The following is a 16,031-nucleotide window of genomic DNA, read 5'->3' as shown; positions in this document are numbered from 1 at the left end:
ACCTCTACATTACTGCGATAGTACGGAATTCTTCTTGGTCTAACTCTTCTTGATATTGTTCTGAGCGTGCTTTCTCGGTCTGTTGTTGTTGTTGATACAAGCGTGCACATTTTTCTGTCGCTTTGTACGCTACTACCGCGAGCTTCTTTTTTTGCGCAAACACCATTCGCTCATGCTCTAGGTGCTTTTTTGCCTCAGCGGCTTGTTGCTTTAGCTCGGCTTCACGTTCGCGTAGCAGGGCGATTTCTTGCCGAAGTGTGTCGAGCTCTTTGAGCAAAACCGAACTCTGTTGCGCTTTAGCAAAGCGCCGCCGCTCCTCTTGTTCACGCCATTGGTTGTAGTCATTTATGGCTTGCTGTGATTTGTCGAGTGCTGTGCTAGCTCGCGATACGTGATACGCCTGTTGTTGAGCCGCTCTGTGTGCTTTATCGGCGCGCACAGTTTTAATGTGCAAGAGTTGGTTAATCATTGTTTTGTTAGTTCTTTCAATTGTTTGATTGCGCTAGTTAAATTGCTGGTTTGTTGAGTCTCTTGACGTAAGAAGGTCCGAATATCTTCATGCTGCTCAATGGCCAGATCAGTCCGTACATCCGTGCCTTTTTGGTATTCACCGATCTTTATTAGCAGTTCGACTTGTTCGTATTTCGCTAACATTTCACGTATATGGTTCGCCGAATCTTGGTGTGACTGCTCAATGATTTGGTTCATCACTCTGCTGGTAGAACGTAAAACATCAATAGCTGGATAGTGATTGGTGGCGGCCAGATCTCTCGACAGAATAATGTGGCCATCTAGAATTGAGCGTATTTCATCAGCGATTGGTTCTGTTATGTCATCGCCTTCGACAAGAACGGTATAGAGCGCCGTAATCGATCCTTGGTCAGACTGTCCCGCTCTTTCCATCAGTTTTGGTAGTGCCGCGAAAACAGAAGGTGGATAACCTCGACGGGTAGGAGGCTCACCAGCGGCTAGACCAATTTCACGTTGTGCGCGTGCAAAACGGGTCACTGAGTCCATTAAAAGCAAGACGCGCTTACCTTGATCGCGAAAATACTCTGCAACTGAAGTGGCGACAAAAGCTGCTTTAGCACGTTCCATGGCAGGTCGATCAGAGGTCGAGACCACCAATACTGAGCGAGCCATACCTTCCTCACCGAGATCATGTTCGATGAATTGACGAACTTCACGTCCACGTTCACCAATCAGAGCAAGTACCGTTACGTCCACGTCTGCAGAGCGAATTAATTGGGCAAGCAGGGTGCTTTTTCCACCGCCTGCGGCAGCAAAAATGCCCATGCGCTGACCTTCACCGCAAGTTAATAAGCTATCAATGCAACGGACACCCAGTGAAATAGGTTTGTTGATCAGTTTGCGTTGCATCGGAGGGGGGGGATCTCGATACACCGGATACCAACGAAAGGGGGCTTGCATCTGACTACCATCTAGTGGACGACCTAAGCCATCAAGTACTTTTCCGAGTAAATGTTCACCAACACTGACCTCATGCATTTTACCCAGCGCAATAACTTCAGTATTGGATGAAATCCCTAACATGTTTCCCAATGGTGTGAGTAAGGCATTGGGATGCTGAAAGCCGACTACTTCAGCCAGCAGAGACAATGTCTGGTCAGGGTTACGCAGTTCGCAAAGTTCACCCACACGTACACCCGGAACGACGGCTTTGACTATAGTGCCTGTTACTTGGGTTACACGGCCACGAATCTGGATCAGGCGAGATTGCTCAATCGCCGCGTGTTGGCAATCGGTTATATAAGAAAACTGGTTCAAAGTAGTTTTAAGAAGTAATGATTGATGGTTGTGAGCATAGAGAGATGGACTTTCTATTTATATCGAATATCAGTCGAGAGTTTTTAGAATGCTTAAAAAGCCCTAAAAAAACGCGCCTTATTTTGACAGTTCGACCCTAATTTGAACCCTATACTCGCTTCACATTACATACGACGGATGTCAATGAATGAGTACAGTCAGTCACAATGTGACCAGTTTGAATACAAAGTTTGAACCCTCAATGGACTCAAATAAACAACAGAGTAGTTCGACTATGGTGAATGCAAAAGGTCGCTATCGGGGCGAAATGGTCACCGTTCATAACGCCGCATATTCAGTATTCGATGCGATGGAAGAGTTGACGTCACTCGGTTCAGAAAAGGCTGAAAAAGATCTAACAAAACGAGCAATCAAAGATCGCTTTTCGCGATCGACACAAGCGAATCAACAGCTCTCAGAATACTTAAGAAAAGTCCCCGATTTAGAAAAAAAACAGACGCTCAAAGAACTCACAAGCAAAATATCAGATGGCAATATTGCCACCATCGAGCAGCTACAAACGTATCTTGATGGCTTCTCAAGCGAGAAAAGTCATCAATATTTAGCGCTAAAAGTACTTAAGGAGTCTCTAGAGTCGAGTGTCAACAATATGCCGTTGTTAGAGGTTATCGATCACGCCGTGCAGCATATGGAGCAGCATACAGATTATTGGTCGAGAATTGATACTGAGATTCGGGTGTCTCGATTTGCAGATGATTTTAGCCGCGAACAAGCGTTCAGTAGCCTCCACCAATTACGCGGCTTTTACCGCGATAGCGTGCATAGCTATCAAGGATTAAGCGCCGCCTATCACGATGTTGTCGAACGATTTGGTTCACAGCAAGTCTCTACTGCGGTTGAGTTCATGTTGCAGGCGATGAGCGCAGATTTAAGTGTACAAGGTTGCACGATTGATTCAGTAAAGCTTCAGTTACTCATGTCTGATATGCACAAACTAAAAATCCTCAATACGCTTCAAGATCAGGTAAATCAGGTGTGTTTGATGCTGCAATCACAAAGGCTTATCTATGGCCAATCAAGGGGTTGAACTAATGGCTGACATCATCGCTTTGATTGAACAGCACTGGGTAGACAGTGAAGCCGTTTGCGCAATTGCAGACTCGATGGATCTAGCCGTCAGCGTATTAAGAATCCGCTTTCTTCATCAATTGCACAACCTGATTAGGCAGATACCAGTTGATGTATTTAACGATGCAGAGCAGAGACAAAACTTGTTACGTGCGGTACAGACGGCACTTACTGACGCTATCGACCAAGAAGAAGAGCAAGCGTGGCAAGATGAACTGGATTGATGATTCAGTCGATGATTTTTGTCGCGCAATGGGGGTGGAGAATGTCGACTTTTCTTGTTCAGGGAGAGTGCAACTGACGTTTCAATGCAGTGGAACGTTACATATAGAAAAACACCAAGGTATGTTGTTCATGATGCTTGCAAGGGAAATATTGAGGTCTCAATCGGCCAAGCTGATTAAACGTGCGTTGGCGATCTGTAACGATGAGCAGGGATGGCCCTTTTTAGTGCGCGCCAGCTTGCTAGGTGAAAATACTTTGGTATTCAGTGCACAGATGGCAGGCGAAGAAGTTACACATCCATCGCTAGAGCAAGCGTTGGCAATGCTTATTCGGCTGCATAACAATATGGTGAATTAGTGAATAAGATAAGCTCATTAAATAATGTAGGTGCGTTAAATGTAGGTATCGAGGCCTCAGGTTATCTCGGTAGCGGCGAGTTGCAACATAGATTGCCACAACGTTTTCAACTACCTCCAGCCGGCCAAGCGGTGGCGACGCATTTACCGCGTTTGTATCAACTTCGTCTTTCAGAACAGCACTTATTAGGGCTTGCTACTCTCAAGCTTTCACAGCTGGAACTCTTGAGGCCAGAAAAATACCGTCAGCAGTTTGAGGATACCTTACACAATCTCAAGAACTTAACTTGCCAATATCACTCTCCATCGATCATTTCAGCCACAACCACTCTAGAGGCGAGCCAGTTAGAACAAAATCACCTGACCATGGCGCTTCACTTACTGATTGAGGTTTAGTGCGATGCTAAGCAATCAAGACGTTGAATTTCTGCTGGTCCACGCCGCTTTACAAGTGCAATACCAGCAGCCTGATAGAGCAATATCGCTGCTTAATGTGGTGGTTGACGTTCGCCCCCATTGCTGTGAAGCAAAAAGGTTATTGGCGGTTGCGTGCTTGCAAGTAGGGTGTTTTGCACGCTCTATTTTGCTGTGCGAAGAGTTATTGCAGTTACAGCCACAAGAGTATGAATCCGGGCTATGGTTGTGCATAAGCCAAGCGCGATGGAAACAAAGCCGTCAAGAGGAGGCGCGTCAAGCACACAGGCGCTACGTTAGATCACTTAGCAGTCAAGCGAATGAATAAACTCATCGATGTATTAAATAAGGTGGGTGAACGTAAAGACATTATGCTTGCAGTGATGTTGCTAGCCATTGTGTTTATGATGATCTTGCCATTGCCTACGGCGCTTGTCGATGTGCTGATTGGCACAAATATAAGCATTGCGATCGTGCTACTGATGTTATCGATCTATATTACGACGCCACTCGAATTCTCGGCTTTCCCCGCTGTTCTCTTGATTACGACCTTGTTTCGCTTGTCGTTATCGATAACCACAACACGTTTGATTCTTCTTCAAAGTGATGCTGGAGAAATCGTATATACCTTTGGTAATTTTGTGGTTGGCGGCAATTTAGTCGTTGGTATTGTGGTTTTCCTTATCATTACCATTGTCCAGTTTATGGTCATTACCAAAGGCTCTGAGCGCGTCGCTGAAGTGAGTGCCAGGTTCTCGCTTGACGCAATGCCAGGTAAACAGATGAGTATCGATGGCGATATGCGGGCAGGGGTGATTGATGTCAACGAGGCAAGGTATCGGCGTTCGCTGATCGAAAGAGAAAGTCAGATGTACGGTTCGATGGACGGTGCCATGAAGTTCGTCAAAGGGGACGCTATCGCAGGTTTAGTGATCATCGTCGTCAACCTTCTTGGTGGTGTGACAATCGGCATCACTCAAAAGGGTATGAGTGGGGCTGAAGCGCTAGAACTGTTTGCTATTTTGACCGTTGGCGATGGTTTGGTCTCGCAGATACCAGCGCTATTTATCGCCATGACGGCAGGCATTATCGTGACTCGAGTCTGCCATGATAACGCTTCGGATTTAGGAACCGATATTGGTGGCCAAGTAACTGCTCAGCCAAGGGCGCTATTAATTAGTGGTGTATTGCTGATCTTATTTGCATTAATCCCTGGATTCCCGAAAATTACTTTCTTGGTGTTAGCGACGGTGGTTGGTGGTGGAGGGGTGTTCCTTACCTATCGACAAACAAAACACAACCAAGCTGAGACCTCTGATCTTTCTACCTTTGTTGCTCAAGGCGCTGGCTTACCTGCCGCTAAGTTGAACCTGCCGACATCAACGCGGGTCAATAAAGGTAAGCTGATTGAGCAAGAAGAATTTGCCATGACAGTCCCTCTTTTGATCGAACTCGATTCAAGCTTACAAGCGAGCCTTGAAGCGGTGGCGCTAAACGATGAACTTGTCCGAATAAGACGCGCACTTTACTTAGATCTTGGTGTGCCATTCCCTGGGATACACCTGCGTTTTAATGATCAAATGAATAACAATGAGTATTTGATTCAACTGCAAGAAGTACCAGTAGCACGCGGTCGAATTGAACAACAGAAACTGCTCGTGATAGAGGATAATGAACAGCTTGACCTGCTAAGTATTCCGTTTGAACAAGGGGATGATTTTCTTCCGGGGATCAGCAGTGTATGGGTATCAAAGCGTTATTTAGACCAGTTAGAGACAAGTCACGTTGGTTTCTTCACATCCGATAGAATTTTGACTTACCATTTGTCACATGTGCTAAAAGATTACGCGCAAGACTTTATCGGTATTCAAGAAACTCGTTATCTGCTTGAACAGATGGAAGGCGGCTTTAGTGAGTTGGTCAAAGAAGCACAGCGCATTATACCGCTACAAAAAATGACAGAGATTCTGCAGCGTTTAGTCAGTGAAGATATCTCCATTCGTAACCTGCGAGTGATCTTAGAAGCAATGGTCGAGTGGGGTCATAAGGAAAAAGACGTTGTCCAACTTACCGAGTATGTCCGCTCTAGCTTGAAGCGTTACATTTGTTATAAATACGCTAACGGACAAAACATGCTCCCCGCCTACCTACTTGATCAGAGTGTAGAAGACACCATTCGTAACGGCATTAGACAGACCTCTGCAGGAAGCTATTTGGCGCTTGATCCTGCGGTGACTCAGCAATTTATTAACGACGTAAAACAGACGATTGGTGACCTTAGCCGTATGCCAAATAAACCCGTGTTGGTTGTGTCTATGGACGTGCGTCGCTATGTCAGAAAGTTGCTTGAGTCGGAATATTACGAGCTTCCGGTGTTGTCTTTCCAAGAGCTAACTCAGCAAATTAATATTCAACCGCTTGGCAGAGTAGGGATGTGATAGCCACGCGTTTCGACCTGCGAGTTTTAAGTCATTGAGCAATCGAAAAAAATAAAAAGACTCGACGTTTACTGACAGAGAGAGTCCAGTGAACGCATTTATTATGGGTATCACAATGAAATCACCTTTTACTGAAACGATCGAACTTGCAGAAGCGGCGATTCGAAATGCGGATGACAAACATGATAGGTTCAAGCCATTACTTGATGAGCTAGGTGTTGATTCAGTCGTAGGTAATACGATGTTGCTTGACTGGGCGCATCACTCGCAAAGTAAGAGATCGGAAAAGAAAAGTCAGCGATACAAACGGCCAATATTAATGCGTGGCATAGTGATTTAGAGGTTTGCAAATGATAGAGATGACTAATACAAGTAATCAAACGACGGCTACGACTCATTATGCTCAGAGTACGATGCAAGATTGTCAGCCAACCACATTTAATCAAAGCCAACCGGCACTGAACCCTGTTTTTGCCATTGAGCGAGCCGCGCAGTTAGAAGATCGCCAAGTGCGTAAAAGTACCGCCCCTCATTCAACCTCTCAACTTGACGATAAGGTGCTGCTTGCACTGAATGAGCGCCGCCTGGATCGCTTAGAAAAACGTGAATTGCAGAAACAGGAGCTGCAAGCACTCACAACGCAACTCAAAATTTACGCGGTGGTGCAGTCCAACATCCATTCTAAGTTAAGTAATACGGACAGCAATCAAGAATCTCAAACCTATACACCACAGAATGAAGGTTTTAGCTATGCAGATTTTAATTATCAAGATGAGGCCACTTTTAAACAGTCTCCAGAGTATCAGTATCTGTTGGATCATAATATTAGTAATCATAAAGACTTCCTAATTCAGCAGGGTATCAGCGTCAATAAAACCTCTTATCAAAATACTAAAGAGGTGAAGAACCTAAGTGATTTTTCAACATCCATTAGTGATAAATCCAAACTGCTTAATGATGATGTGCAGCTTAAAGTCACTGAATTGAACGACACAAGCTCGCAGCTCAATGCGACCGTTGAGGCGATGAACAAGTTTGTGCAGAAATATCACAGCATTTTAGAACAAATCCTACGCGCCTTTTAAGGATACCCTCCATGAGTAATGAAAACGTCTCGATCGAACCATCTCACAGTCAAGCTGAGGAGCTAATGTCATTTCTGGAACAGGGTGGCACGATAAAAATGCTTCACGATGTGTCAACAGACACCATCGAGCATATCTATGCAGTCGGTTATAACGTTTTTCAGTCCGGTAAAGTTGAACAAGCTGCCCAAGTCTTTCAGCTATTGAGTATGCTCGATCACTATCAAGCTCGATTTTTCATCGGCTTAGGCGCGGCTCGTCAAGAGTTAGGTGAGTATCTGCAGGCAATTGATGCCTATAGCTACGCGGCACTGATGGATATCAACGATCCTCGTCCTCCTTTCCATTCGGCGCAGTGTCATTTGAAGCTTGAGCAATTCATCGAAGCGGAAAGTGGGTTCTACAGAGCAAAGGAGGTGTCAGCCGGGCAATCAAACTATGCAGATTTGCATAAACGCGCAGACATCATGTTAAAAGCGCTAAAAAAGAAAAGGAGTAACTAGGCAATGAGTTCTATTGTACTTGACCGCGCTCACAGCCAGACATACGCCTCTAGTGCTGAGAAAACCGAGAAAGCAGCACAGAAAAGAAGGCTAGATAAGACTCAGCCTTACCAAGCTGTGCAGTCTGCTGTTGTGGTTAGAAACGTTAACAATCAACCCTGTGAGCCGCTTAATCTCGTCAACTTTCCAGTTCAGTTGGATGTCCCTAATGCGGCGATGAATGAGAAAGTTAACGAGTTGACTATCAAGGACATGGCACAGCTACAAAAAATGGTTGATGCCATGGCGAATACCCTTGATGCCAGCGCTGCTCAAACAGGCGCTTTGGCGGTTAAGATTGTTGCAGGTTCAGTGGATGATTTTGAAGTTGAGCTCGCGGCAATCATTGATAATCTCAAAACGGCGCAGACGAGTCTGAAGCTCAAGGAGATCGAGGTTACAAAAGCAAACCACAAACAAGAGATGAACGACAATCAACACAAGATTGAAGAGTCTCAAAAAGTCACACAAGAGGCGAAAAAGTCGGGTTTAGCTGCCAAGATCTTCGGTTGGATTAGTGCCGTGGTTTCCGTTGTCGTCGGGGCGATTATGGTCGCAACGGGAGTTGGTGCTGCCGCAGGAGCACTAATGATTGCCGGTGGTGTGATGGGGGTCGTTAGCATGACACTGCAAGAGCCCGAGGTACAAGATGCTTTAAAACAAGCAGGCATCAATGTTGATGCGCTAAATAAAGTCGTCTTGGCGTTAGACATTGCTGTCGCCGTTATTGGCGCTGTTGTTACTTTTGGCGGTGCCGCTGCAGGCGGTATCGCCAAACTGGCGGCTAAGAGTGCCACAAAAGTTGCTGAAAAAGTCTGTGAAATGGCCACCAAGGTGGCAACGAATATGGCAAAAGTTGCCGACATGGGTTCCGAGGCGGCTTCAACGGTGACGAAAGGAGTTCGATATGGCGCTGAAACCGTCGATCTTACAGTTAATGTGGGAAAAGGCTCGACAGATAGCCTGCATGCTAGCCATCAAGCTGATGTTGCCAATATTCAATCTGAACTTATAGAAATGCGCGCGGAGATGACATTAAGCCAGGCGGTGATCGACAAGCTAAAAACAGAAATTGAGAAAATCATGCAAGGTTTTCAGGAAGTCATGACGATGATTATGCAAATGATTGAGTCCAAGAGCGAATCGATGAAAATAGTGTTAAACCGCCCCGCCACAGTATAAGGAGTCGAAGATGGTAGATTTAATTAGCAATACAAAAAGTACGGCGAATATATACGCTTTAGGACAAGAGGTAAAAATAACGGTTAAAGCGCAGCAAGCTGCAACCAAAACCGAAGCGAGCGCGGTAAAGGGTACCAGTAACAATTCGGCCCCCCTTTCTGCTTGCGTACAACTTGATGTGCCTAAAACACTTGCCACCAGTCACCAGGGTAAAGTTGCGGAGAAGCTGGTGGATGCAGTGGCACCAACGCTGAACTTACTAACGCAAACCCTAGATAAAACAATAAAAGGGCAACCAATGGTGAAGTCTGTGTCTGAATCGGTTTCGCAAGTGCTCAGTTTGTTGTCTTTGCTTTATCAAGTATCAAAGCTGAGTCGTAACCAACAAACGCTACAGCGTGAGATTGCTGTAGAAGCCAATGTGGCAAGCTTGCAATATCAAGCGAATGAAATGAAAAATGCTGCTAACGCACTGTTAGCGACAGCGGTTGTCTCAGGCGTATTGGCAGGTGCGACTGCTGCTACGGGGGTGGTCGGTAATATTAAAGCGGTGGGTAAGATAAAAGCACAAGTTGCGGACAACCATGCGTTGAAACCGCAGAAAGCGGGTCTTGAGCAAGTAGAACAAATGTTGAAATCAAAAAACTTGTCTGCTGCGCAAAAAGAACAGTTAGTGAAATTGCATAATACAGGGCAAGATAATATTGCTGATATGCTGTCAAAGCGGCAAGTAAATAGTCGTAAGTTTGAGCATCGGATGGCAAAAAACCAAGCTAACAATGCCGTACTGCAAGCTTTAGGTCAGATGTCTAATGCGGCATCTAATGTTGAACAGACCAAAGCTCAGGCTCGTGGCAAAGAAGATGAAATCCTTGCCGCTCGAGCGCAGGCCGCAAAACAGAAAGCGGATGAAAATCTCGGCTTTCAAGACAGCTTGTTAAAAGAGCTACGAGAGTTGTTTCGTGCTATTTCGGATAGCGAAAACCAAGCGTGGCGCGCGTCGGGATCGGCAGTTTAACCCGTTTCAATATTTAAACAGTTTCAACAATAAAAAGGCGCTCAACTCAGTGCGCCTTTGTACCATTTTATTTAGCTTGCAGTTAGTGGTTAACAAGGGTTAAGCCGCTCGGCAAAGCATCACCAAAGACACGTTTTGACTCACTAGCTGAGAGCTCTTTGACTTCTTCAACAAGAGATAACCACGACTGTGGCACTTTGCTTTGTTTGAGTTTATCGACCACTTGTTGGCGGAAGTCATCAGAGATATCAAACAGTCGATCGCCGGTTTTACGACACATCATGACCGACGCGAAAGCGATCATCGGCTCTTTTTGCCAGTTTTGTTCAAGTAGCTTCGGTAGCCATTGCTCAGCTTGTTCACGAGCAATGACATTGTGTTGACTGCCATAAAGTGGCGTACGCGCTGCTAATCGGCCCAGCGCCCACCAATGAGCTTGTTCAAATTGATTGTGGTTGAGGGCTTTACTTAAACACCAAGAGGCGAGCAGAGTTTTATCTTCGACATCGAGGTGCTCAAGAGAGGCGGCTAAACGCAACATTGATTCATAACCCATTTCTTGTGCCGCTTTGGCCGATTGTGGGTTTTTCATCGCACCAGGGTGCAGATATTTAGCAATATCCGCGAGGATCGTCTCTTGCTGCTCTTGATTCAGACCACCGGCAATACGGCGCCAGAATACCCACCAATCGCTCCAACCTTGATGGTTTTTGAACTGGATCCCTTGCTGGTAGAGTCCCCAAACTTGTTCGATGCGCCATGAATCGGTGGCATCGCCAAAACCAGGGCGTAACGAGAAGCCGGCCAAGCGTAGCCAGTTTTTTTCATGAGCTTCGGAGCGACGTCGGCGTTTTCTTCCCAGCGCAAAAACATCGAAAATCTGACGTAGGGTGGTAAAATCCCACTCATCCCGTTTGCCGAGCATTTTTTCAAGATCTTTTGCGAGCGTTTTTATCTCTTTGCCTTCGGCGCTTTTTTTGTTGCCACTGTAAAGGCGTGAAATCAGCGCTTTACACTCAGCAAGACGTGGATGCGTGTTCTGTTGTTGAATCTCATCCGCTTTTTGATTACGGACTTCAAATTCCAGTGCCCAGCGCTTATTGTCATCGGCGACGTTAACACACTCCATTTTTAGTGTGCCCACCTCGGTTAACTGGCAAGCAAGTTGTACTTCGACACGCTCTTTTTGATTGGCTTGCAATTCCGTACCTTGCCCTTCAAGAGTTGAGATATATGGGGGCAGCGGCGAGAAAAGATCGGCATCGATATCGACCATGGCTCCGTTTTGAATGGCAGTATTGTTGCTCAGCGTGTCATGAGTTGTCGTCAACAGGTTGAAACGAACTGGTTCACCGAGCGTCAGAGCGAAACGGCGACCACTTAAGCGGATTTCGTGACCTTCTTCTGTGCCTTTGGCCAGCAAGCAGAGTGCTTTACCCATTTTGTTCTTTTCTTGTAGGTGCAAGAAGTAGGAACGAGCCACACCACCGCCGATTTTTAGTTGTGCGCCTCGACGCGCTTTACCAAAAGCGACCGCACCGAGTGCCACTGACCAATCAGGGTGAGGGTTATCCAAAACGGTCACGGGTTCACCGCGCCAATGGCTTAGTAGACGGGTTACGCGCTCGGTAACTAGCTCACTATTGAATACCCCACCATTAAGCAGCAACCCGACAGGGATGGCAGGCTTACTGGTATCTTGTTGAGCCAGAGCCGAATAGGAGACTTGTTGATGTTGATTGAGGAATTCGGCCACATGCTTGCTGACCGCAGGGTCTGCGACATAAGGTAGACCAAATTCAACCACCGCACTGCGTCTCTTATCCGGTGTATGGGTAAAATCCGACAGAGGGAAGAAACCATCAAGGGCGATTTGATGTACTTCTTGTTTGGTTAAACCAATACTTTTTGTGCCACCAAGCAGTTTAGAACCACTGCCGAGCATCGTGATTTTCACTTCGTCCGGGGCGTGGGTTGAAAGCAGGTTCTCTTTAGCTTTACGGGTTTGCTGGATAAGTTTTGTTAAGCTTGCAGCATTAAGCTTTTTACTGTGACTAAAACGCTGCTCGGCAAGATGAGCAAGGGCTAGGTCAAGGTTATCACCGCCGAGCATTAAGTGTTCACCGACGCCAATTCGATCCAGAGCAAGCTCATCATCGGTATACTTTGCTTCAATTAAGCTGAGGTCGGTTGTTCCGCCACCAACATCACACACCAAAATAAGTGGTAATGATTTTAGCTCTTCAGCGGCGCTGTTCTGGTGACGAGCATACCAGTCGTAGCACACCGCCTGTGGTTCTTCGAGAAGAACGATATGATTAAGACCCGCCAGTTGCGCAGCTTCTAAGGTCAGTTTTCGCGCCGTTTCGTCAAACGAGGCGGGCACCGTTACGACCACATCTTGATGCTCGAGAGGGTTGCTTGGATGACGATAGTTCCATGCTTGACGAATGTGATTCAAATAACTCGCACTGGCTATCACAGGGGAGACTTTGTCTACATCATCGGCGCCCGCCCAAGGCAGAATATCTGAGCGACGGTCAACCGCTTGATGAGAGAGCCAGCTTTTGGCACTCGATACTTGGCGACCCTCGACTTTGGCGCCCAACTCACGTGCCCACTCGCCGATAATGACATGTGAAATGTCGCCATCGACGGGCTTGTTTTGCCACGGCAGAGTTAAATCTGACTCAGAGACTTGTCCTTGAGCGGGATGGTAACGGAAAGAGGGTAAAAGCGGTTTGCGCACCACTTCACCCGGCCCGATTAACTGGTCGATATCAAACAGTGACACTGGTGCGTGTTCTAGGTTGTCAGTGATTTCACAAAACGCCACAACGGTGTTAGTTGTGCCTAAATCAATACCGACTAAAAATCGAGGAGAGGCCATATAACAAAACCCTTTGTCTATTTATCGCATACCAATCTGGGTAATTTCGTCTTCGTTTAGTCAATAAACGAACGAGTAGACTGGCGTCTGGCAAAAACGGCACCTTGTGGTGCCGTTGTCTCATTATGTTGGTTCGCTTTAGTTATCTTTGCCATCATCGCGCACGTCAAATTCGACATGCCATTTTTGGCCATTATCAGAGGCGATGGCTTCAAGGTGGAGCGTACCTAGCTCGGTAACGCGAGAGGCTAAAGTGACAGGAACCACTTCACCTTCACGGCGCCCTTCAGAAACGGGCAAAGTCACTTGAATTTCTGGCAACTCTTCGAGCTCTTCCGGTGCCCAGTGATCAAGGTGAAGGCCGGCTTCGTCGTCTCGGCGAACGGTCGAACCAAAGAACTGGAAGCTGACCGGTTGGCCGATAATCAAACCAAATTCTTTACTTGGTACGCTAACGCTAGAGCCTTCTTCCATGCCAAATGGTGCGACGCATAGTGCTTCCATCGGTGGTGCCATCCCCGGAATAGCCGGCATCGCACTTTCAATCCCGACATAATAACTGGATGCAATACCGCCTCGAATTCGAACACCTTGTCCACGGCGAACGGCACCATAGTAGCTTGCACCACTAGCGACGGCTAAGTCTAAGTCGACACCAGTTAAGCGTTTGGCGATTGGGGCGTCGGTTTCAAGCAACCATTGATTAATGGTTTCTTCAAGGCGAGCGGCTAGCAATGTCGATTTTAACACCCCGCCGTTGAATAAAATGGCGGTTGGTTTAATAAAATCTGCTGACTGATCAGTCTGGCCGCCCATACCTGGCATATTAGCAAAAGGATTGAACGCTTCTGCCGTCGCGCTGCCACCTTGTGCATTAGCTTGTTTGGTCAAGAAAGCCGCAATATGGCGTGTAATTCCGGCATCTTGTGCATAAGGCAGACCCATTTGAGTCAAGGCGCCACGATTGCGCTGCACTGGGTGCTCTGTCACGGCAACTTTTGGAAAAAAACCATCAACCAAGGTTTGCTGAACTTCCGCTTGAGTCAGTTCCGTTTTTAAAGTGGCACCAAGCAGTTTCGAACCACGGCTCGGAACTACGATCGGCACTGACTCAAGTTCAGCGTCGATAAGGAGTGCTTCTTTGGCATCACGGCAAGCATGGGTCATGGCTTGTACTTGCCATGGTTGCAGTTCTTTGCCTTGCTGTGCCAGTTTCATCTTCAGGCGGTAGGCAAGGGCTAAGTCCATGTTATCGCCGCCGAGTAGGATATGCTCTCCAACCGCGATACGGTTGAGGCTAAGGTTGCCATCTTGTTCGGTAACTTCAACCAAAGAGAGGTCAGTAGTACCACCACCGATGTCCACCACCAGCACAATATCGCCGACAGTAACGTCGTCACGCCATTTGTCGTGGCTGTTATCAATCCAGTTATAAAGCGCAGCTTGTGGTTCTTCGAGCAAAGTCAGATGAGCCAGGCCAACATTGCGCGCCGCTTCGGCGGTTAAGTCTCGCGCCGCTGGGTCGAAGGAAGCCGGTACCGTAATGGTGACATCTTGCTGAGTCAGAGGATGGTCTGGGTGTGCGTGATCCCAAGCGTTTTTTAAGTGCTCTAAATAAAGTTCAGTCGCGCGTAATGGTGACACTTTTTCGACTTCTTCCGGGCTACCTGCGGGTAAAAAAGCATCGCGACGGTTTACACCGGCATGGCATAACCAAGACTTTGCACTGGCCACTAAGCGAATCGGTGTTTTTGCACCAAGATTACGTGCAATCGCGCCCACTAGAGCGCTTGGCTGTGATGACCAAGGCAGCACACGTGACGCTGGGTTCATTTCGTGTTGGTGCGGTTGGTATAAAAACGAGCCCAGTTGGTTACGAGTTTCTACGTTACCAGGCGCGGTCAGCTGCGCAATTGGCATGACTTCAACGCGAGAGTCTTCTTGTTGCGTATCGATAAACGAGAGCACGCAGTGAGTGGTGCCTAAGTCGATACCGACGCTAAATTTCGCTGTGTTCGAGCTAGCGTTTTGTTGGGCGATATTTTGGTGTTCCATTACAGCTCAACCTCAGCAGGCGCTATAACAGAAGCATCGTAGTTTTTAGCTAACTTTGGTAAGTTGATTGCGTTCGCTTTCCAACCTTTGTGGACCAATGTACCGTTGAAGGGTGCATTGCCTGTAACGTTGCCCGTCAAACGAATCTGTTGTGGGTTGAAGCCTGCTTCGATAGTAATACGGGTCTCTTCATCTTCATGGCGAATAGGCTCAAGCGTGACATAGTCGGTTAAGACTTTTTTACCACCAGTATGGATGACGCGAGCGGCGGCGCCGACTTCTTCGTCAGAAAACGCAGTCAGGTCTTCTTGGAGAAAATCGATAAGGCGCGCTTCTTGTTGCATGAGAGAGAGAAGCTGCAGCGCTGAGTCGGTTGAAGCGGTAGCAAGTTTCGACTCGACTTCTACAACCTTCTCAACCACTTTTTCTACTTCAATGATTTTCTCAACTTCGACAATTTTTTCGACGGGCTTTTCTACTTCAACGATTTTTTCGACTGGCTTCTCAACCACTTTTTCCACTACGGTTGATTTGCGTGAAACCGCGATCAGCAGCAATAGAACGCTTGATGCAGCAAGACCTGCGTGAAGCATATCGAACGTTTGAGGGATCATTTGTAAATCGAACGTCATGACAATTCTCTTCTAATTTTTCTGATTTCAGAGACAGGCGAAATCTCTGTGAGGGCTCTGGGTTGAAATAAGAGCCGATTTATTCTGATAGATTGGGGTGAATATTATCATAATCAAGTCAATGTACGGCTACAAAAACAGGCCGAAACAGGGGTTTTGATGGCTAACTGTTTTGTTTTTAACCGAATTTAGCCGAAAAAGGAGGCCTATACCTCGAAATGAGGATTGTTTCATATCAAAGGCAGGATTGAGCTTTATATCGCCAATCAGTAAGCGCT

General features: G+C 46.8%; 16 protein-coding genes. 11 read left to right on the top strand and 5 right to left on the bottom strand.

Annotated features, from left to right (window positions below; translation table 11 throughout):
- Window positions 1–4: 4 nt before the first annotated feature.
- Together ViNHUV68_RS08530 and sctN are read right to left on the bottom strand one after the other, a co-directional pair.
- The gene (locus tag ViNHUV68_RS08530; RefSeq protein ID WP_391087358.1) at window positions 5–469 is read right to left on the bottom strand and encodes a YscO family type III secretion system apparatus protein; all 465 of its coding nucleotides are present in this window, start codon (window positions 467–469) and stop codon (window positions 5–7) included.
- Window positions 466–1,788: a type III secretion system ATPase SctN gene (gene sctN / locus ViNHUV68_RS08525; RefSeq protein WP_391087355.1), complete on the bottom strand. Its 1,323-nt coding sequence runs from the start codon at window positions 1,786–1,788 to the stop codon at window positions 466–468. The genes ViNHUV68_RS08530 and sctN overlap by 4 nt, the downstream gene beginning before the upstream one ends.
- 187 nt (window positions 1,789–1,975) lie before the next feature.
- Here sctN and sctW point away from each other — a divergent pair, with 187 nt between their 5' ends.
- The 11 genes from sctW (at window position 1,976) to vopD (ending at window position 10,176) form a co-directional block, all read left to right on the top strand.
- The gene (gene sctW, locus ViNHUV68_RS08520) at window positions 1,976–2,875 is read left to right on the top strand and encodes a type III secretion system gatekeeper subunit SctW (protein ID WP_038172585.1); all 900 of its coding nucleotides are present in this window, start codon (window positions 1,976–1,978) and stop codon (window positions 2,873–2,875) included.
- On the top strand, window positions 2,856–3,140 hold the full coding sequence (locus ViNHUV68_RS08515; RefSeq protein WP_391087351.1) for a TyeA family type III secretion system gatekeeper subunit: 285 nt from the start codon (window positions 2,856–2,858) through the stop codon (window positions 3,138–3,140). Before sctW ends, ViNHUV68_RS08515 begins: the two co-directional genes overlap by 20 nt.
- Window positions 3,127–3,498 (top strand): type III secretion chaperone SycN, encoded by a 372-nt coding sequence (gene sycN, locus ViNHUV68_RS08510; RefSeq protein ID WP_391087348.1) that lies wholly within the window; start codon window positions 3,127–3,129, stop codon window positions 3,496–3,498. The genes ViNHUV68_RS08515 and sycN overlap by 14 nt, the downstream gene beginning before the upstream one ends.
- Complete coding sequence (locus ViNHUV68_RS08505; RefSeq protein WP_391087345.1) at window positions 3,498–3,893, top strand: YscX family type III secretion protein; 396 nt, start codon at window positions 3,498–3,500, stop codon at window positions 3,891–3,893. Before sycN ends, ViNHUV68_RS08505 begins: the two co-directional genes overlap by 1 nt.
- A 4-nt stretch (window positions 3,894–3,897) precedes the next feature.
- Window positions 3,898–4,239, top strand: a complete 342-nt coding sequence (locus tag ViNHUV68_RS08500; protein ID WP_038172579.1) for a M48 family metallopeptidase — start codon at window positions 3,898–3,900, stop codon at window positions 4,237–4,239.
- Window positions 4,232–6,349, top strand: coding sequence for a type III secretion system export apparatus subunit SctV (sctV, locus tag ViNHUV68_RS08495; protein WP_391087342.1), 2,118 nt, complete (start codon window positions 4,232–4,234; stop codon window positions 6,347–6,349). Before ViNHUV68_RS08500 ends, sctV begins: the two co-directional genes overlap by 8 nt.
- Window positions 6,350–6,437: 88 nt before the next feature.
- Complete coding sequence (locus tag ViNHUV68_RS08490; protein ID WP_391087340.1) at window positions 6,438–6,689, top strand: type III secretion protein; 252 nt, start codon at window positions 6,438–6,440, stop codon at window positions 6,687–6,689.
- 10 nt (window positions 6,690–6,699) lie between these two features.
- On the top strand, window positions 6,700–7,434 hold the full coding sequence (locus ViNHUV68_RS08485) for a virulence-associated V antigen (protein WP_391087337.1): 735 nt from the start codon (window positions 6,700–6,702) through the stop codon (window positions 7,432–7,434).
- Between the two features lie 11 nt (window positions 7,435–7,445).
- Entirely contained in the window at window positions 7,446–7,937 is a 492-nt protein-coding gene (locus tag ViNHUV68_RS08480) for a SycD/LcrH family type III secretion system chaperone (protein WP_038172576.1), read from the top strand.
- 3 nt (window positions 7,938–7,940) lie between these two features.
- Complete coding sequence (gene sctE, locus ViNHUV68_RS08475) at window positions 7,941–9,158, top strand: type III secretion system translocon subunit SctE (protein WP_391087334.1); 1,218 nt, start codon at window positions 7,941–7,943, stop codon at window positions 9,156–9,158.
- 10 nt (window positions 9,159–9,168) lie between these two features.
- The gene (vopD, locus tag ViNHUV68_RS08470) at window positions 9,169–10,176 is read left to right on the top strand and encodes a type III secretion system translocon subunit VopD (RefSeq protein ID WP_391087331.1); all 1,008 of its coding nucleotides are present in this window, start codon (window positions 9,169–9,171) and stop codon (window positions 10,174–10,176) included.
- An 82-nt stretch (window positions 10,177–10,258) separates the two neighbouring features.
- Here the strand turns inward: vopD and ViNHUV68_RS08465 are convergent, their stop codons facing one another.
- From ViNHUV68_RS08465 to ViNHUV68_RS08455, 3 genes are all read right to left on the bottom strand, one after another.
- Complete coding sequence (locus ViNHUV68_RS08465) at window positions 10,259–13,066, bottom strand: Hsp70 family protein (RefSeq protein WP_391087328.1); 2,808 nt, start codon at window positions 13,064–13,066, stop codon at window positions 10,259–10,261.
- 138 nt (window positions 13,067–13,204) lie between these two features.
- Window positions 13,205–15,121: an Hsp70 family protein gene (locus ViNHUV68_RS08460; protein WP_391087325.1), complete on the bottom strand. Its 1,917-nt coding sequence runs from the start codon at window positions 15,119–15,121 to the stop codon at window positions 13,205–13,207.
- Window positions 15,121–15,753, bottom strand: coding sequence for a DUF2760 domain-containing protein (locus ViNHUV68_RS08455; protein WP_038172567.1), 633 nt, complete (start codon window positions 15,751–15,753; stop codon window positions 15,121–15,123). The genes ViNHUV68_RS08460 and ViNHUV68_RS08455 overlap by 1 nt, the downstream gene beginning before the upstream one ends.
- Window positions 15,754–16,031: the final 278 nt, after the last annotated feature.

The organism is Vibrio sp. NH-UV-68, assembly GCF_042940635.1.
GTDB classification, from domain to species: Bacteria; Pseudomonadota; Gammaproteobacteria; order Enterobacterales; family Vibrionaceae; genus Vibrio; species Vibrio pacinii.
The sequence above is the reverse complement of the archived record's forward strand: the minus strand, read 5'-3'. Positions and strand labels throughout refer to the sequence as shown.